Below are 17833 nucleotides of genomic sequence, written 5' to 3' on the forward strand. Positions count from 1 at the left end.
TAAGCTTCGAGCAACGCAGCCCTGCACAACAGCAGGCCCGGCCCTTCGGGTTGTGCCTTAAAACGGGCCAGGCTGCGTTGCAGGCCTTGGAAAGGGAACAACCATTTCCAGCGGCCTGCGCCTTGCCTGGCCCGCTTTAAGGCGACAACGCGACGGGAAAACTAATTGAGAACGCCCCCTAGGTTCATTCCCTCTGCTGTTGGATAATGCCGCCCTGCACTGAGGTTAGAGCTTTCGTATGTCCACTTCTTCTTTTTCCGCGGCACACAGCCAGGCCAGTACGCTGTACTTGCCACCTGGCCCGTGGCAGACCGTTGTCGATTGCCTGTGCGAGCATTTCAGCGCCATCGGTCGTGAACAATGGCTGGACAGGATCGCCCGTGGCCGGGTCCTCGATGGGCAGGGCAAGCCGATTGCCCTCGATCTGGCCTACAGGGAAGGTTTGCGGATTCATTATTTTCGCGAAGTGCCGGATGAAAAGCCGATACCGGTGATCGAGTCGATTCTGTACGCGGACGAGCATCTGGTGGTGGCCGACAAACCGCACTTTCTACCCGTGACGCCGGCAGGCGAGTACGTCGAACAGACGCTGCTCAGGCGCTTGATTCGTCGCCTGGACAACCCGCATCTGGTGCCATTGCATCGCATCGACCGGCATACCGCAGGGCTGGTACTGTTTTCCGCCAATCCGCAGAGTCGTTCGGCTTATCAGTCGTTGTTTCCAACCCGGCAGATCGAAAAGCGCTACGAGGCCATCGCAGCGGCGTTGCCTGAACTTGCTTTCCCGCGGGTTCATAAAAGCCGGCTGGTCGATGGCGAGCCGTTCTTCCGCATGCAGGAAGGGCCAGGGGCCTGCAACACCGAGACGGCGATCGACGTCAGGGAGAAACAGGAGAAACTCTGGCGGTATGGTCTTTACCCGGTGACGGGCAAGAAACATCAGCTACGGGTACACATGGCGGCGTTGGGCGCCGCTATCTGCAACGACCCGTTTTACCCCGAGGTGCTCAAGGATGCGCAGGATGACTACGCCAATCCTTTGAAACTGCTGGCTCAGGGGCTGAAATTCATCGATCCGGTCACAGGCCAGGCGCGTGAGTTCGAGAGTGAAATAACCCTGCAATGGTGATCCTGAGCGGCACCCCTGAAGTGCTGTTCTTCAGTCAGGAAAAAGCCCGCATCAAGCGGGCTTTTCTGTATCCGGCGGCAGCGGATTACAGCTCTTTGACGGTACGCACCTGATCTTTGTTGATGCGGGTCTGTTTACCATCGAGCTGTTCGAATTCGTAAAAGCCGGAATCCTTGTCGAACTCTGGCGTGTCGACGGCCTGGATTTCGCGACCGTCATTCAAGGTGATCACCGTAGGCGACGCGCAACCGGCGAGGGTGGCGAGGCCCAGTGCGAGCATGAAAGTGGCGAGGGTCCGTTGCATCATGTGTGTGTCTCCGAATAAGAATTCTTTAGTTACTGAACTTGAGACGTGAAGCGTCCGCGCAAGTTCCTGATCAATGTCAGTCTGACACAGTGTCATGACCGCTTAATAGTTCCGGCGTGTTGAGGTTGGCCAGCCGAGGGTCCTTGTCGGGGCATTGCAACGCGGTCGCACCGAGCTTGCGCATCAACCGGCCAGGACTGCGCTCACCCTCGCTCCAGGCCTTTTCAAAGGCTGCCCTGTGCAGCACTGGAATCACACACAACAACGGCTCCCAGTGGTCATCGTGTCGCACCATCAGTGGCTTGTCCGGGTTCAGGTTGGCGGTCTCGCGCATCGTGTCGATCAGCGCCGCATCGATGCCCGGCACGTCACAGGGCAGGACCAGCATATGAGTATGGCGAGCAGCTTCCAGGCCCGCCCGAATTCCCGCCAGGGGGCCGGGGAAGTCACCTTCATCGTCGTGGACCAACTGGTCGGCGTAGGGCGCATACTTCTCAAGGTTGCGGTTGCAGGAGATGATCAGGTCATCGGTCAGCGGGCGGGTCTTGCGATGCAAGTGGGCAATCAGCGGTTCGCCGCGCCAGTCCAGCAACCCTTTGTCCCGCCCCCCCATACGTTGGCCGCGTCCGCCCGCCAGGAGCAGAATGGAGCAGGGGGGCAATTGTGAATTCATGGTCATGGCAGGTCTCCATGGGAGCGGCGAAAAAACGGAGCGCTGTGATATAACACCGGGCTGTTTCTCCTACAACTGGACGAGCCTATGAAAGCCAAGGCTGATGTACCTTTCGCACCGCTGAACATTGCAGTGCTGACTGTCAGCGATACCCGCACGCTGGAAACCGACACCTCGGGCCAGCTCTTTGTCGACCGCCTGAGCGCCGCCGGTCATTACCTGGCAGCCCGGGTGTTGCTCAAAGATGACCTCTACAAAATTCGTGCGCAAGTCGCCAACTGGATTGCCGACGATGTCGTGCAGGTGGTGCTGATCACCGGCGGAACCGGTTTTACCGGGCGTGACAGCACACCGGAAGCCGTCAGCTGCCTGCTGGACAAGCAGGTCGATGGATTCGGTGAGCTGTTCCGCCAGATCTCGGTTGCCGACATCGGCACCTCGACCGTTCAGTCCCGGACGTTGGCCGGTCTGGCCAATGGCACGCTGGTTTGCTGTTTGCCGGGTTCGACCAATGCCGTGCGCACCGGTTGGGATGGCATTCTGGCCGAACAGCTGGATTCGCGGCATCGCCCGTGCAATTTCGTGCCTCACCTGAAACAGGCAGCGCCTTGTGAATCCCGTGGGTAAGCCGGGCAAGACCGGCAGCCTGATGCCTGTCGAGGAGGCGTTGGCACGCTTGCTGGAAATGGCCGAGGCCTCGAGGATCGTCGAGCGTGAACGCTTGCCGTTGGCGCAGGTGCAGGGGCGTGTACTGGCTGAAGATCTGCTGTCGACCCTTGATCTGCCGCCCTGGCCCAACAGTGCCATGGACGGCTATGCCTTGCGTATGGCTGACTGGACGGGAGAGCCGTTGGTGGTCAGCCAGAAGGTGTTTGCCGGCCAGGCCCCCGATCCGTTGCGGCCAGGTACCTGTGCGCGCATTTTCACCGGAGCGCCTGTTCCCGCTGGTGCCGATTGCGTCGAGATGCAGGAAAACGCCGAGGTCCAGACGGATGAGCGAGTGCGTTTCACGCAAGCCCTGACCCTGGGCCAGAACATCCGTCCGCAAGGCCAGGAAACGACCGTCGGCGAGCTGGTTCTGCCGGCAGGCACGCGGCTGGGGCCGATCGAGCAAGGATTGGCTGCCTCATTGGGCTGCGCCGAGCTGGAGGTGGTTCGCAAGGTCCGTGTGGCGGTGCTGTCGACCGGCGACGAATTGATTGAGCCCGGTCAGCCGCTGGGTCCGGGACAGATCTACAACAGCAACCGGGTGTTGTTGTGTAGCTGGTTGCAGCGTCTGGGCTGTGAGGTCATCGACGCGGGCATTCTTCCGGACGATCTGCAAACCACCCGTTCCCGGTTGGGTGAGTTGGAGGATGTCGACCTGATCCTCTCGACCGGTGGCGTATCGGTGGGAGAAGCCGATTTTCTGGGTATCGCCTTGCGCGAAGAGGGCGAACTGACGCTTTGGAAACTCGCCATCAAGCCCGGCAAACCTCTGACGTTCGGGCATTTCCGTGGTGTACCCGTGATCGGCTTGCCGGGCAATCCGGCATCGACCCTCGTGACCTTTGCCTTGTTGACCAGGCCCTATCTCCTGCGTCGTCAGGGTGTAAAGGACGTCGAGCCGCTGAAGGTGCAGGTGCCGGCAGGGTTTGACTGGCCCCAACCTGGCAATCGACGGGAGTATTTGCGTGGACGGCTGGAAAACGGCAGGGCGACGATCTACAAAAACCAGAGTTCCGGCGTACTGCGCAGCGCTGCCTGGGCTGATGGACTGGTAGAAGTCCTGGAAGGTCGCACGCTGGTTCAGGACGATAGCGTTTTCTTCATTCCGTTGAGCGAAGTCCTGGGCTGATCGCTTCAGCGGATTGGCCAGGCAAAAACCCGGTTGATTGAACCGGGTTTTTGCTTGATGGCCATTCAATGTGCCAGGAACAATGAAATGACCTGCTCGAAACGGCTATTGGCGATCCAGCCAAGAAGACCGAGGATCACGACCGTTCCGCAGGCGGAGTAGGCAAGCCTGTGCTTGATGGATTTGACGTCACCGCGGATCTCGTCCAGGTCCCTGCGTATGTGCTTGAGGTGTGTTTCCAGCTCGGTGACGCGAGGTTCCATATCAATTTCTCCCGTGGCTTTTGTGCTGGCCGGTGATTCAGGGTTTTGGCCTTGCATGGCATGTCCCTGTGGTGTCCTGCTCAAGCCCCAAGGTCTACCCATTCGGATTTCCGGTCAATTGAGCAGATTCCTCACGTTTTGTAAGAAAAATCCTGCCGTGGGGGGATCAAGTTGCCTGACTGGAAATAATTGGTTTTCTGGCGACCTTTAACGACGCCTGCGCGGTCAACATCTCCCAGATGCCATCCAAACCGGGGAGTGAAGTAATGAGCGATCGCAAGGCACTGTTGATTCTGCATGGCAAACAGGCGCTCAACGAGGCGGTTCGCGCCGCCGTCGAAAGCCGGCGTGAGCAAGGCTGGGAGCTGGCTGTTCGATTGACCTGGGAAGCCGGCGATGCGCAGCGACTGGTGGGCGAAGCGTTGGCGGCCGGTTATCGACAGATCATTGCCGGTGGCGGTGATGGCACCTTGCGCGATATCGCCGAGGCCATGGCGGAGCACTCGAAAAAAGCCAGCCTGGTACTTATGCCGCTGGGAACCGCCAACGATTTTGCGCGTGCGGCGGGCGTGCCCTTGCAGCCTGATCAGGCGCTGGCGTTGCTTGATACCGCGCCGACCGCCATTGATCTGGGGGAAGTCGACGGGCAGATATTCCTGAACATGGCAACCGGTGGGTTTGGCAGCCATGTCACGGCGAACACCCCGGAGGACTTGAAGAAAATCCTCGGCGGTGCGGCGTACCTGTTCACTGGCCTGTCACGCTTCAATGAGCTGCATACCGCCTACGGTGAATTGCAGGGACCGGATTTCCACTGGAGCGGCGACCTTCTGGCGCTGGGCATCGGCAATGGCCGGCAGGCCGGTGGCGGACGGGAATTGTGCCCACAGGCCCTGGTCGATGATGGTTTGCTCGACATCAGTATCCTGCCGGCACCGCAGGAGGTGGTCGGTACATTGAAAAACCTGCTGACCGAAGGTTTTGGCATCGACAGCATGTTTGTCCGGGTGCGCCTGCCCTGGGTCGAGATCAAGGTTTCGGAAGGGTTGTACATCAACCTGGATGGTGAACCGCTGGAAGGGGACAACCTGCGTTTTTCGGTGCGTCCAGCGGCGTTGCTCGTGCATCTGCCTGAGGATTCGCCGCTGTTACGGGCCAGTGAAGTGGCTAGTCATCAAGGCTGATGATTTGTTCACGCACGGCGAACAGCACCAGGCCGGCCACATCGTAGATCTGCAAACGCTTCATGATCTGCGAGCGGTGGGTTTCGACGGTCTTGACGCTCAACCCCAGGCCGTTGGCGATCTCTCGGGTGGATTTGCCGCGAACGATCAACCGCAGGATTTCCAGCTGGCGTGCCGTCAGGTTGTGCGAGTCGGCAAGATCGGGCTGGTGCTTCTGATTTCGGGTCAGGGCCTGGGTAATCACCGTGTGGGCAATGGCCGGGCTCAGATAGCGCTCGTTGTTGCGCAAGGCGTCCAGCGCGTGCTCGAGTTCGGTCGCCGTGGTGTCCTTGAGCAGGTAGCCGTGGGCTCCGGACTCCAGGGCCTGCATGATGAGGGCCGGGTCGGTGTGCATCGACAGGATCAGGACCTTGCTCTGCGGGCGCACCCGCTTGAGCTGTTGCAAGGCTTCGAGGCCGCCGGTCTGGCGCATCGAAATATCCAGCAGGACAATATCCGGGGACAGATGCCCGACCATTTCGAGCAACTGCGAGCCGTCATTGGCCTCACCGATGACGGCGTAGCCGGGCAGGTCCATTACCAGGGCGCGCACGCCAGCCCTGATCAGCGAGTGGTCATCCACCAGTAGTAAGTTACAAGTCAATGCATAACCTTATTCGAACTGGCCCGTTCGAGCGCACGGGGCGCCCAGGGAAATAGAGCTTCGATTTGAGTGCCTTTGCCCGGCTCGCTGATAACGGTCAACGTGCCGCCCAGTTGATCGATCCGTTCCGACATCCCGGCCATACCCCGTTGCCCTTCGCGACCTGGGTCTGTTGCGGGGGCGAAGCCCTGACCATCATCGCTGATCTGCAACCTCAGGCCTTGGGGCAGGCGCTGCAGGCACACCAGGAGGTTTTTGGCCTGGGCATGTCGCAGGATGTTGGTAACCGCTTCCTGGGTAATGCGAAAAGCCGCCACGGCCATTTCCTCCGGTATGCCGGTCAGGCGCTGCTGGCATTCCAGGCTCCAGTGCACCGGGGTGTTGGCCAGGGTCTTGAGCAGGTGTGCCCGCAGACTGGCTTCCAGCCCGAGGCTGGTCAACTGCCGGGGATTGAGAATGGCGGATACGTCACGAACTTTGGCCAGGGTTTCTTCCAGCGTGTCGCAAAGGACCGTGCATTGTCCCTGGAGCTCTTCGGGCATCCGGCGTTTGAGCCAGTCACTTTGCAATTTTGCGGCGGTCAACAATTGACCGATGTCGTCATGCAGTTCGCGGCTCAGTCGGTGGCGCTCGTTTTCCTGGACCTGCAACAGCCGGTCGGCCAGCTCCTGAGGCTGGAATTTGATCGATTTACGCGAGAGGCAGTACTGCACGACAACACTGGTCAGCGCCGCAATGTTGAGCACCAGCAATGACAGGGGCAGCGGAATGGACAAGCCATGGACCAGCAAACTGCCGAGGGTCGAGCAGGTGCATAGCAACAGCGTGAATCTGCGAGCATTTTCCCGGGAGGGGGGCCACTTGGCGATTGACTTGAGGCTGGCGTACATAGCGGATGGAGCCAATGGATGTTCGCTGCGGGCTGACCGGTCATGCTGGCTGACAGGCCCCTGTTTTTTATGTGGAGCGCCGCCGAGTTCGGCTGCGATCACGCAGCCATTAATTGGCGTCAACTAACAGGCGGCATAGTAGCACTTAAGATACCGTTGGTCGCGTCCGTATGCATGTCCGAAAAGTCAGGAATCCAGTCGTTCAGAAGATGCTTCCATAATGGAACAAGTTGACTGTTGCCGCGGCAAAATGCCGTAGTCCCGGGGTTTTGCTGTTGATACCAGGTGATACCTGATCAAGGCGGGGGCGCAATTATCGATGGACAATAGTGATTGTTTTAAGAATGTCGCTTATAGCTATGAAGTATTCATTTGCGACATATGCGCACTCAAGTAACAGTGCGGTACTGATAACCAAACCACGCCATGCGGCATAGTTGGATTAGTTCAAGCCCTTCGTTCCGAATAGGGCACGAGGGTGAGCGGCCTGGAATTGACCGGTGGCTGAAAGCGGCTTTGCCCGACCTGGAAGGCAAAGGCTTCGATAAGGGTGACCTGCTCGCTGTCATCGAGGCTGAGCTGCCCGGTGGTCTGGTCGATGAGTTCGAGTTGCCAGGCAATCAGGGTCAGACAGTCTTTCAGGGCGCTCAGCGCCTCGTCATGCAGGCACATGGTGTTCTGTGCGTGGTTCAGCAAACCATGAATATGCAGCGAAAATTCAGACACGGCCGCCAACGCCAGGGCATCGGCCTTGTTGGCCAGCTTGAGCAGCGTGCTGAGCATGCAGTCGATGGCGTCCTTGTCATTGCTGATCAACTGCAGATGACTCAGGCATTCCTCGGTCTTGGCCAGGAGTGTTTCAGCCTCGACGAGAAACTCCGGGAGCCGCTGGGCCCACTCTTTACGGTCGTTCGGCATACTTATCTCCACAACGTCATGTCAAATGAGGGGATATCGTGTGTGTCGACGAGGGCGCTCGGAACCCCGGCATTGCCGAGTCGTCGGGTGAACGAACGGCGGCTGGCCCGGAGGCAGGCTGGGGAACACGAGAGGGTGGTTGGCCACTGGCTTGCGATCGCACACAAAAGCCTGACTCCGTTCATGCAATGAGAATGGCGTCACATTAATGGCTATTGGATATTGCGAATATCAGGTTTCACCTGATTGTTGATAGGGGAATCCCTTACGCAGCGGAACCTTTCGCAAGAACCAGGGCCGCGTGGCGCAGAAGTGCAGCAGATGTAATCACAGCATCAGTAAAGCATGATGTTAATGTGACATCAATGCCTGCGCGTGGCATTTTAGAGAGGGTCAAGCTTCGGCAAAAACAGCCGATAACTTTCTCTAAGTGAATTCATCCGAACAAGACCAGGAGTCATTGATGGCCGGCATTCTCGACACGGTAGACCAACGCACGCAACTGGTGGGTGAGAATCGCCTGGAAATTCTCATGTTCCGGCTCGCCGGACGGCAATTGTTCGCGATCAACGTCTTTAAAGTACAGGAAGTGCTGCAGTTGCCAAAGTTGACGCTGATGCCGCAGCGCCATCCTTTTGTCTGCGGCGTGGTCAACCTGCGTGGCCAGACCCTGCCGGTGATCGACCTGTCCCAGGCCATCGGCATGCGCCCGCTGGTGCCGGGGCCTGGCAGCACGATTATCGTCACCGAGTACAACCGTTCGGTTCAGGCCTTCCTGGTCGGTGGCGTGGACCGGATCGTCAACATGAACTGGGAAGCCATCCTGCCGCCACCGAGCAGTGCCGGTCGCCAGCATTACCTGACCGCCATCAGCAAGGTCGATGATCAACTGGTGGAAATCATCGACGTCGAAAAGGTCCTGGCCGAAATCGTCCCGTACAACGCCAAGGTTTCCCGTGACAAGCTCGAAGATCCGGTACTGGAACGCGCCCGTGGCCGTGAGGTGCTGCTGGTGGATGACTCGAATGTGGCCCTGGCGCAATTGCGCGATACCCTGGGACAGTTGGGCGTGAAGATGCACATCGCCAGCGACGGATTAAAGGCCTTGAACATGCTCAAGGCCTGGGCCGACACCGGCGTGGACATGACCGAAAAACTGCTGATGGTCTTCACCGATGCGGAAATGCCGGAAATGGATGGCTATCGCCTGACTACCGAAATTCGCAACGATCCGCGCCTGCGTGGCTTGTACGTGGTGCTGCACACGTCGTTGTCCGGCAGCTTCAACGATTCGATGGTGAAAAAGGTCGGCTGCGACAATTTCCTCTCCAAATTTCAGCCGGACAAACTCGTCGACGTGGTGCGCCAGCGCCTGATGCTTGACGAAGTCACCGTCTGAGCCCTTGTAGGAGCGAGCCCGCTCGCGATGGTCTTGAACGATAACGCGTAAAGCCAGATGCCCAGCGGCGTCCTTGGGTTTTTCGCGAGCAAGCTCGGTCCTACAGTTTTTTGCTCTTTGATTCGCTGATCAAGCTCGTATAGGGTGGCGTTTTGCCTAACAGGGAGCTGGCCATGTTGCGTCTGAGCGCGTTGTATCGTTATCCGTTGAAGTCCGCCAAGGGCGAGATGCTGCAACAGACCGGTCTCGATAAACTCGGTCTGGACGGCGATCGCCGCTGGATGCTGGTGGATGAAGCCAGCGGTCGTTTCCTGACCCAGCGTGCGGTGGCGCAGATGAGCCAGTTGTCGGCGTTGTGGAATGCCGAAGGCGGCTTGACGCTCAGTGCGCCTGGTCATTCGCCGATCGACGTAGCCTTGCCCGGCCTTGATGCAGAACTGCGTGGCGTGACGATCTGGCGCGATACCTTGCGGGTCCCCGATGCAGGCGATGCAGCCGGAGCCTGGGTCAGCCAGTTCATTGGTAAACCGACACGTCTGGTGCAAGTGCCGCTGGATCGGGCGCGGATGACGGAGGCGGGCTACGGCAAGGATGACGACCAGGTGGCCTTCGCCGATGGCTATCCGCTGCTGCTGATTGGCCAGGCCTCCCTCGAGGACTTGTCGAAACAGGTCGGGCGTCGGTTGGAGATGTTGCGGTTCCGGCCCAACCTGGTGATCGAAGGCAGTGAAGCTTTCGCCGAGGACGGTTGGAAGCGTATCCGCATCGGCGATGTCGAGTTCCGCGTGGTCAAGTCCTGCTCACGCTGCATCCTGACCACCATCGACCCGCAAACCGGCGAGCGCAGCGACGACCGCGAACCCCTGGCAACCTTGCAGAAATACCGTTCGCAGGCTGACGGCGCGATGTTTGGCCAGAACCTGGTCAACGACGGCAACGGTCGACTCGAAGTCGGCATGCCGGTGGAGATCCTCGAATAATTTTGCGCAGAGCAAAAAAATGCCCGTGTCGAAAAACACGGGCATTTTTATTGCGCTGACCTTTATTTCGGCAAAGCCTGCGGGTTTAGCCGCGGTATTCACACAGGTAAGCGGTGTCGACGGCCACTTTCAACTGAAACTTGCTGTTGGCCGGCACGTTGAACTGGCTGCCGGCGGCGAAGGTTTCCCAGTCGTTGCTGTCTGGCAGTTTGACGGTCAATGCGCCGCTGACCACGTGCATGATTTCACGCTGGCTGGTGCCGAATTCGTATTCGCCCGGAGCCATGACGCCGATGGTCGCTGGACCTTCTGCGGTGCCAAAGGCGATCGACTTGACGGTGCCGTCGAAGTACTCGTTGACTTTAAACATGGGCGATTCCTCGAAAAGGGCTAAAAAGGGCCGGCCAGTATGCACAAGGCCCCGGGTGTCGTCACCTGTCTAAAGCGGAAGAACCAGTGGCAGCAGGCGTGCGGTATTGCGCGCATCTTCCAGCGCCCGGTGTTGCTGGCCGGTGAACTGCAGTCCGGCCAGTTGCAGGGCGCCGTTGAGCCCCAGCGGGCGTTCCAGGCGCCTGGCCTTGGCAAAGCGCTGTTTGAGGTTCATGTGGGGCACGTTGGCCAGCACACTGACGAGTCCCTGTTGCTGCCAATCCTGAAGCAGCTGTTTGCGATCGTAATCGCCCCAACTGGCCCAGCCTTCAAGTCGCGTGTGGTGATGGCCGAGCCAGCGTTCAAACGCCGGCCAGACTTCGCCCAGCGGTTGCGCCGCATCGATGTTGGCTTGGGTGATGTGCGTCAGCTCGCGGCAAAACGGCGTCAGCAAGGGCCGCCGCAAGGGGCGGACGAAGCGCTGGAACTGGTCCAGTTCACGTCCCTTGCGGTCCACCAGGGTGGCGCCGATTTCAATGATTTCCATATCCGTTACGGGCCATCCACCCTCATCGGTGGTGGCCTCCAGATCAATGACCAGCCAATGAGGCATTGCAGGGTTCCTGGTATCCGCGTCCTGTAGGGTTTGAGCGTAGCCAAACCCGGCGGTTCCGCCTAGCGCCTTATTCGACCTCCAACAGTATCTGTCGGTTTTTCACCTGATCCCCGACTTTGACCTGCAAGCGTTTCAGGACACCGTCGATGCCTGATTTCAAGGGGTGCTCCATTTTCATCGCTTCCAGTACCACCAGCAGCTGGCCCTTAATGACCGGGGTGCCTTCATTGACCAGGACGTCGACAATCGCACCGTCCATCGGGGCCTTGAGGGTGCCGGAACTGACACTGGCCCGGCTGGAAACCTGCGCCTGAGTACGATCGGCAAACTGCAAGCTGCCCGGCCGGGTAAACAGCCAGAGTTGCCCTGCCTCCAGGCGATAGGCGTGGCGCTGGCGGATGCCATCGATTTCGAGGGTGGCCCAGCGTCCGTCGCAGTGGAGGACCTTCAGCTCGAGGCAGCGTTCGGCGGCCTGAATGCGCAATGGTTCACCCGGGATTGCCTGCAACGTCACCACCCAGTCCTGATCCTCAAGGCCGATACGATAGTGCAGGGGCACGCTGGCATTGTTGCGCCAACCGCCGAGCGGGGCTGGATGAGCCTGTGCCGAAGCCTGGTAGAAGAGGGCGGTTGCGATGGCCAGGTGTTGTGCACCCGGGGCATGGGACTGCAGACCGGCAGGGTCGGTAAAGTGCTGCGCGATGAACCCGGTACTGAAGTCGCCGCTGGTGAACTGCGGGTGCTCCAGCAGGTTTTCGAGCAAACGCTGATTGCTTTGCACCCCCAGCAGCACGCTGTCTTGTACCGCCCGCAGCAATTTGCGCCGGGCCTCCTCGCGGGTGGCGCCGTGGGCGATGAGCTTGCCAAGCATCGGGTCGTAGAAGGGACTGATGAGCTGACCTTCGATCAGGCCGTGGTCGATCCGCACGCCCTCCTGCAATCCCGGTTCCCAGGCCACGACGCGACCGGTTTGGGGCAGGAAACCCTGGGCCGGGTCTTCGGCATACAGGCGCACTTCCATGGCGTGGCCCGTGAGTTGCACCTGTTCCTGGCGCAAGGGCAGTGGTTGCCCTTCGGCGATGTTCAATTGCCAGGCCACCAGGTCCAGCCCGGTGATCAATTCGGTCACCGGGTGCTCGACTTGCAGTCGGGTGTTCATCTCCAGGAAATAGAATTGCCCGCGGGCATCCAGCAGAAATTCCACAGTGCCCGCGCCGACGTACTGCACCGCCCGGCCGGCCTTGAGCGCCGCTTCGCCCATGGCCTGGCGCAGTTCAGGGGTCATCACCGGGCAGGGCGCTTCCTCGATGACTTTCTGATGCCGACGCTGCACCGAACAATCGCGCTCGCCGAGGTAAATCAGGTTGCCATGCCGGTCACCGAACAGCTGAATCTCGACATGACGGGGTTCTATCAGTGCCTGTTCGAGTATCAGTTCGTCGCTGCCAAATCCGTTCAGGGCTTCGGAGCGCGCAGTGCGAATCTGTTCCAGCAGATGGCTGGCTTCGTGCACCAGGCGCATGCCGCGTCCACCGCCCCCAGCGCTGGCCTTGATCATCAAGGGATAGCCGATGCGCTCGGCTTCGCGGCTCAGGGTGGCGTCGTCCTGTTCGGCGCCTTGATAGCCTTTGATGCAGGGCACACCGGCTTCGATCATGGCGATCTTCGACAGGCGCTTGCTGCCCATCAGTTCGATGGCCTCGGGGCTGGGGCCGATGAAGGTGATGCCGGCATCCTGGCAGGCGCGGGCAAACCCGGCGTTTTCCGAGAGGAAACCGTAGCCCGGATGGATCGCATCCGCCCCCGTACGCCGGGCGGCGTCGAGAATGGCCGGGATGTTCAGGTAAGACTGTTGCACTGCGGCCGGACCGATGTTGACTGCCTCGTCGGCCATCTGCACGTGCAATGCATCGGCGTCGGCGTCGCTGAACACGGCAACCGTGCGATAGCCCAGCGCCTGGGCCGTGCGCTGGATGCGGCAGGCGATTTCACCGCGGTTGGCGATGAGGATTTTCTTGAGTCCGGGCATGGGCGGTGTCTCTCAGATTGTGCGGTGTCTGTTCGGGCTTCATCGCTGGCAAGCCAGCTCCTACAGTGGATTCATGTCACACACAAACCCTGTAGGAGCTGGCTTGCCAGCGAAGCTTTTAAATGGCCCAGCCCGGTTTGCGTTTTTGCACGAAGGCCATCGTTCCCTCGACGCCTTCTGCTCCGGTCACCGCTTCGCTGAACCATTCGGCAGCCTGATCCAGCAGGGCATCCGACGGTTGTCCGGCACTCGCCAGCAGGAGTTTTTTGGTCATCGCATTCGCCTCCGGCGCACAACACAAGACATGGGCCAACACCTCATCGAGACGCTCGGCCAGGGCCTGCGGATCATGCTCGACAAAATGCACCAGCCCCATGCGCCGTGCCTGGTGACCATCAAACCGGGCCGCGGTCAGGGCCAGCCGCCGGGTCTCGGTCAGGCCGATGCGCTGGACCACGAACGGTGCGATTTGCGCCGGCAGCAGACCCAGGCTGGTTTCCGGCAGGCCGAATTGCGCCTGGTGATCAGCCAGGGCGATATCGCTGACGCAGGCCAGGCCGAGACCTCCGCCGAGTACCGCGCCTTGCAGCACCGTGATCACCACTTGCGGTGCGTGTTGCACCTCTTGCAGCAGCGCGCCGAACACCCGGTTCAGGTCCCGATGCGCAGTTGGGCCCTGAGCGCGGGCGTTGGCCATGTCCTTGATGTCGCCGCCAGCACAGAAGTGCCCGCCGACGCCACCGATCACCAGTGCGCGAACCCCTGGTTTATCACGTACCGCCGCCAGCACCGAACGCAACTCGGCGACCATCTGCAAGCTCATCGCATTGCGGCATTCCGGGCGGTTGAGGGTGACGTGCAACACGCCGTTGTGCAGTTCCAGCAGCAAGGTCTGGCAAACCGGCAGGTTGTTCATTTCTTTTTCCCCGGCAGGATGCCCATCGACTTGCAGATGATCCCCAGCATGATTTCGTCGGCGCCGCCGCCAATCGACACCAGCCGCACATCGCGGTAAGCGCGGGCCACCGGGTTGTCCCACATGAAGCCCATGCCACCCCAATACTGCAGGCAGCTGTCGCTGACTTCGCGGCCCAGCCGCCCGGCCTTGAGCTTGGCCATCGAGGCCAGGCGCGTGACGTCCTGGCCTTTGACGTATTGCTCGGTGGCCTGATAGACCAGTGCCCGCAGGCATTCGATTTCGGTTTGCAGTTCTGCGAGACGGAAGTGGATGACCTGATTGTCGATCAGCGCATTGCCGAAGGTTTTGCGCTCCTTGCAGTATTCGATGGTGCTGTCGACGCAATATTCCAGGCCCTTGATCATGTTGGCCGCGCCGAACAGGCGCTCTTCCTGGAACTGCAGCATCTGCATCATGAACCCCGCGCCCTCATGGCCGATGCGGTTGCGCTGCGGCACGCGCACGTTATCGAAAAACACCTGGGCGGTTTCCGAACTGCGCATGCCGAGCTTGTCCAGGTGCGAACTCAAACTGATGCCCGGCGTATTCATCGGCACCATGATCAGCGACTTGTTGATGTGCGGCTTGTCGTCCGACGTATTGGCCAACAGGCAGATGAAGTCGGCGCTCGGCGAGTTGGTGATCCACATCTTGCTGCCGTTGATCACGTAGTCGTCGCCGTCCTTGCGCGCGGTGGTTTTCAGCCCGGCGACGTCGGAACCTGCACCGACTTCGGAAACACCGATGCAGCCGACCTGCTCGCCGCTGATGGCCGGGCGCAGGAATTCGTCGCGCAATTCATCGGAGCCGAAACGGGCCAGTGCCGGCGTGCACATGTCGGTCTGCACGCCGATGGACATCGGGATGCCGCCGCAATGGATGGTGCCGAATTCTTCGGCGGCGACGATCGAATAGCTGTAGTCGAGCCCCATGCCGCCGAATTTTTCCGGTTTCGAAATGCCCAGCAAGCCGAGATCGCCGGCCTTGCGGAAGATGTCGTGGATGGGGAAGCGCCCGGCCTTTTCCCATTCTTCGACGTGCGGGTTGATCTCGTGCTCGACGAATTGGCGCACGGTGCGGCGCAGTGCTTCGTGTTCCTGGGTGAAGATCATTTTTATTGTTCTCCTTGAGCCGGCCTAGAGCCGGGCTACGCCAAAACTGTTGGCTTGCAATGGCCGCACCTGGGCCTCGTGACAAATGTCCAGCAAGTAACCGAGCAAGGTCCGGGTATCGCGCGGGTCGATCAAACCGTCGTCCCACAGATTGGCACTGCCGTAGAGCGCCGTGGACTGGCTGTCGAGTTTCTGCGCGGTGACCTGTTCGAGCATGTCGAGCATTTTCGGATCGGGCACCAGGCCGTCCTTGGCCTGTTTGGCCTCGGTGACGATGCGCAGGACCTTGCCCGCTTGCGCGCCGCCCATCACCGCGGTGCGGCTGTTGGGCCAGGCGAAGATGAAACGCGGGTCGAGGCCGCGCCCGCACATTGCATAGTTGCCGGCACCGTAGGAGCCACCAACGACTATGGTCAGCTTCGGCACTCGGGCGTTGGCCACTGCTTGAATCATTTTCGCACCGTGTTTGATCACACCCTGCTGTTCCGATTCGGTGCCGACCATGAACCCGGTGGTGTTGTGGAAAAACAGCAGCGGCGTCTGGCTCTGGTCGCACAGCTGAATGAATTGCGCAGCCTTGCTCGCGCCCTTGGGCGTGATCGGGCCGTTGTTGCCGATGAAGCCACAGGCGCGTCCCTGAATTTTCAGGTGACCGCAGACGGTCTGCTGATCGAACTCGCCCTTGAACTCGAGAAAGTTCGAAGCGTCGGCAATCCTGGCGATGATTTCGCGTACGTCGTAGGGTTTTTTCGGGTCATCCGGGATCAGGCCGAGCAGTTCGTCGATGGGGTACAGCGGCTCCTCCCAGCGTCGTTCGTGCGGTTGGGGCAACTGCTCGTTCCACGGCAGCAGGCTGACGATCTCGCGTACCTGGCGCACACCGTCGGCGTCGTTTTCAGCCAGGTATTCGGCGGTGCCGGCGGTCTGTGCGTGCATCTCGGCGCCGCCCAGTTCTTCATCGGTCGCGACTTCGCCGGTGGCGGCCTTGAGCAGTGGCGGCCCGGCGAGAAACAGCTTGGCCTTGCCGCGCACCACTACAACGTAGTCCGACAAACCCGGCTGATAGGCGCCTCCCGCCGTGGCCGAGCCGTGCACCACCGTCACCTGCGGCAAACCCATGGCCGACATCCGCGCCTGATTGGCAAAGCTGCGCGCGCCTTCGACGAAAATCTCCGCCGCGTAATTGAGGTTGGCGCCGCCGCTTTCGGCGAGGGTGATCACCGGCAGTTTGTTTTCCATGGCGATCTGTTGCAGGCGCAGGGATTTTTTCAAGCCGCTGGGGGAGATGGTTCCGCCCCTGATCGCGCTGTTGTTCGCCACTACCAGCACGCGCACGCCAGACACATAGCCGATGCCGGCGATCAGGCCGCCACCGGCACAGCTGCCGTCCTTGTCGTCGTGCAGCTTGTAGCCGGCCAGGCTCGCCAGTTCGAGAAACGGCGCGCCGGGGTCGAGCAGCAGATTGAGGCGTTCGCGGGGCAATAACTGACCGCGTTTTTCAAACCTGGGTTTGGCTTCGGCGGCCTTGTCCAGCAGGTTCTGTTCGAGCGCGCGGACTTGTTCGATGGCGCTGAGCATCGCAGCACGGTTCTGGACGAACGACTCGCTGTGGGGGTCGAGTTGCGACTGAATCACCGGCATGGGTTATTCCTTGTCCTTCAACACGTCGGGTATGTAGGCGCGGTGGAAACCGTTGTAGGACTCACTGTTGGTCGCTTTATGGATCGGCCAGGCGCGCCCGCCGAGGCTGGCGGCGCCGTCGATGCGCAGGGTGCTGCCGCTGACGAACGCCGCTGCCGGGCTGAGCAGGAAAACGATCGCCGCGCTGACTTCCGATTCGGTGCCGATGCGCTTGAGCGGTACGTGTTCGCGCAACGTCGGGATCACGGCCTTGAAGGCGCCTTCGTAGGTGTCCATGCCGCTGGAGGCAACCCAGCCCGGCGCCACGGCGTTGACCCGCACCCCGGCATGACCCCATTCGTACGCGGCGGTCTTGGTCAGGTTGTCCATGCCCGAACGTGCCGCGCCGGAGTGGCCCATGCCGGGCATGCCGCCCCACATGTCGGCGAGCATGTTGACGATGGCGCCACCGTGCTGGCTCATGGACTGGTTGAACACTTCCCGGGCCATCAGGAAGCCGCCCACCAGATTGGTGCGCATCACGGTTTCGAAACCCTTTTGATTGATCGAGGCCAAGGGCGACGGGTACTGCCCGCCGGCATTGTTGACCAGGCCATGGATCGGTCCATGCTTGCGAATGAGCTCGCTGACCAGATGCGTCACCGCTTCTTCCTCGCGGATATCGCAAACAGCCCAGTCGGCCTTGCCACCGTCTTCGGCGATCTCTGCCGCAACGGTTTTGAGCTTGTCGGCCTTGCGCCCGACCAGCAGCACATGGGCGCCGAGGGCCGCCAGTTCGTGGGCGGTGCAGCGGCCGATGCCACTGCCGCCACCGGTGACGATGATGTTTTGGCCGGCAAACAAATCGGCTTTGAAAATCGAATCGTAGGCCATGGCGGCAATCCT

The 17833-nt window shown here is 60.5% G+C and carries 19 protein-coding genes; 6 read left to right on the top strand and 13 right to left on the bottom strand.

Annotated features, from left to right (window positions below):
* Positions 1 to 238 precede the first annotated feature (238 nt).
* Entirely contained in the window at positions 239 to 1129 is an 891-nt protein-coding gene (locus AB7M25_RS08840) for a pseudouridine synthase (protein WP_454237169.1), read from the top strand.
* A gap of 85 nt (positions 1130 to 1214) precedes the next feature.
* Here AB7M25_RS08840 and AB7M25_RS08845 read toward each other — a convergent pair whose 3' ends face one another.
* Complete coding sequence (locus tag AB7M25_RS08845; protein WP_007973479.1) at positions 1215 to 1436, bottom strand: YgdI/YgdR family lipoprotein; 222 nt, start codon at positions 1434 to 1436, stop codon at positions 1215 to 1217.
* A 76-nt stretch (positions 1437 to 1512) separates the two neighbouring features.
* Positions 1513 to 2115: a molybdenum cofactor guanylyltransferase MobA gene (gene mobA / locus AB7M25_RS08850; protein WP_429389178.1), complete on the bottom strand. Its 603-nt coding sequence runs from the start codon at positions 2113 to 2115 to the stop codon at positions 1513 to 1515.
* Positions 2116 to 2196: 81 nt separating this feature from the next.
* On the opposite strand from mobA, the gene moaB reads away from it, so the two are divergent.
* A complete protein-coding gene (gene moaB, locus AB7M25_RS08855; protein WP_015094061.1) occupies positions 2197 to 2736 on the top strand; it encodes a molybdenum cofactor biosynthesis protein B in 540 nt (179 codons plus the stop codon).
* 22 nt (positions 2737 to 2758) lie between these two features.
* Positions 2759 to 3946, top strand: a complete 1188-nt coding sequence (locus tag AB7M25_RS08860) for a molybdopterin molybdotransferase MoeA (RefSeq protein ID WP_454238339.1) — start codon at positions 2759 to 2761, stop codon at positions 3944 to 3946.
* A gap of 65 nt (positions 3947 to 4011) precedes the next feature.
* Here the strand turns inward: AB7M25_RS08860 and AB7M25_RS08865 are convergent, their stop codons facing one another.
* On the bottom strand, positions 4012 to 4266 hold the full coding sequence (locus tag AB7M25_RS08865) for a hypothetical protein (RefSeq protein WP_454237170.1): 255 nt from the start codon (positions 4264 to 4266) through the stop codon (positions 4012 to 4014).
* Positions 4267 to 4475: 209 nt separating this feature from the next.
* Between AB7M25_RS08865 and yegS the strand changes: the two genes are divergently transcribed.
* Positions 4476 to 5393: a lipid kinase YegS gene (gene yegS, locus AB7M25_RS08870; RefSeq protein ID WP_429389174.1), complete on the top strand. Its 918-nt coding sequence runs from the start codon at positions 4476 to 4478 to the stop codon at positions 5391 to 5393.
* Here yegS and AB7M25_RS08875 read toward each other — a convergent pair.
* The 3 genes from AB7M25_RS08875 to AB7M25_RS08885 all read right to left on the bottom strand — a co-directional run bounded on the left by AB7M25_RS08875 (position 5377) and on the right by AB7M25_RS08885 (position 7844).
* Positions 5377 to 6036 (bottom strand): response regulator, encoded by a 660-nt coding sequence (locus AB7M25_RS08875; RefSeq protein ID WP_429389172.1) that lies wholly within the window; start codon positions 6034 to 6036, stop codon positions 5377 to 5379. The genes yegS and AB7M25_RS08875 overlap by 17 nt on opposite strands.
* On the bottom strand, positions 6033 to 6926 hold the full coding sequence (locus AB7M25_RS08880; RefSeq protein WP_454238340.1) for a sensor histidine kinase: 894 nt from the start codon (positions 6924 to 6926) through the stop codon (positions 6033 to 6035). The genes AB7M25_RS08875 and AB7M25_RS08880 overlap by 4 nt, the downstream gene beginning before the upstream one ends.
* Positions 6927 to 7373: 447 nt before the next feature.
* Positions 7374 to 7844, bottom strand: a complete 471-nt coding sequence (locus tag AB7M25_RS08885; RefSeq protein WP_429389170.1) for a hypothetical protein — start codon at positions 7842 to 7844, stop codon at positions 7374 to 7376.
* 463 nt (positions 7845 to 8307) lie between these two features.
* Here AB7M25_RS08885 and AB7M25_RS08890 point away from each other — a divergent pair, with 463 nt between their 5' ends.
* Both AB7M25_RS08890 and AB7M25_RS08895 read left to right on the top strand, forming a co-directional pair.
* A complete protein-coding gene (locus AB7M25_RS08890) occupies positions 8308 to 9243 on the top strand; it encodes a chemotaxis protein CheV (RefSeq protein ID WP_429389168.1) in 936 nt (311 codons plus the stop codon).
* Positions 9244 to 9416: 173 nt separating this feature from the next.
* Positions 9417 to 10223, top strand: coding sequence for an MOSC domain-containing protein (locus AB7M25_RS08895; RefSeq protein WP_429561558.1), 807 nt, complete (start codon positions 9417 to 9419; stop codon positions 10221 to 10223).
* 85 nt (positions 10224 to 10308) lie between these two features.
* On the opposite strand, the gene ppnP is transcribed toward AB7M25_RS08895, so the two are convergent.
* From ppnP to AB7M25_RS08930, 7 genes are all read right to left on the bottom strand, one after another.
* Entirely contained in the window at positions 10309 to 10593 is a 285-nt protein-coding gene (gene ppnP, locus AB7M25_RS08900) for a pyrimidine/purine nucleoside phosphorylase (protein WP_007973461.1), read from the bottom strand.
* A gap of 69 nt (positions 10594 to 10662) precedes the next feature.
* On the bottom strand, positions 10663 to 11205 hold the full coding sequence (locus tag AB7M25_RS08905; protein WP_429389164.1) for an exonuclease domain-containing protein: 543 nt from the start codon (positions 11203 to 11205) through the stop codon (positions 10663 to 10665).
* A 70-nt stretch (positions 11206 to 11275) separates the two neighbouring features.
* Positions 11276 to 13237 (bottom strand): acetyl/propionyl/methylcrotonyl-CoA carboxylase subunit alpha, encoded by a 1962-nt coding sequence (locus AB7M25_RS08910; RefSeq protein ID WP_454237171.1) that lies wholly within the window; start codon positions 13235 to 13237, stop codon positions 11276 to 11278.
* A gap of 118 nt (positions 13238 to 13355) precedes the next feature.
* A complete protein-coding gene (locus tag AB7M25_RS08915; protein WP_454237172.1) occupies positions 13356 to 14153 on the bottom strand; it encodes an enoyl-CoA hydratase/isomerase family protein in 798 nt (265 codons plus the stop codon).
* Positions 14150 to 15307 (bottom strand): citronellyl-CoA dehydrogenase, encoded by a 1158-nt coding sequence (atuD, locus tag AB7M25_RS08920; protein WP_454237173.1) that lies wholly within the window; start codon positions 15305 to 15307, stop codon positions 14150 to 14152. The genes AB7M25_RS08915 and atuD overlap by 4 nt, the downstream gene beginning before the upstream one ends.
* A gap of 24 nt (positions 15308 to 15331) precedes the next feature.
* A complete protein-coding gene (gene atuC, locus AB7M25_RS08925) occupies positions 15332 to 16948 on the bottom strand; it encodes a geranyl-CoA carboxylase subunit beta (protein ID WP_429389158.1) in 1617 nt (538 codons plus the stop codon).
* Positions 16949 to 16951: 3 nt separating this feature from the next.
* Positions 16952 to 17821 (bottom strand): SDR family oxidoreductase, encoded by an 870-nt coding sequence (locus AB7M25_RS08930; RefSeq protein WP_007973449.1) that lies wholly within the window; start codon positions 17819 to 17821, stop codon positions 16952 to 16954.
* Positions 17822 to 17833 lie beyond the last annotated feature (12 nt).

This window comes from Pseudomonas sp. AP3_22 TE3818 (genome assembly GCF_053628995.1).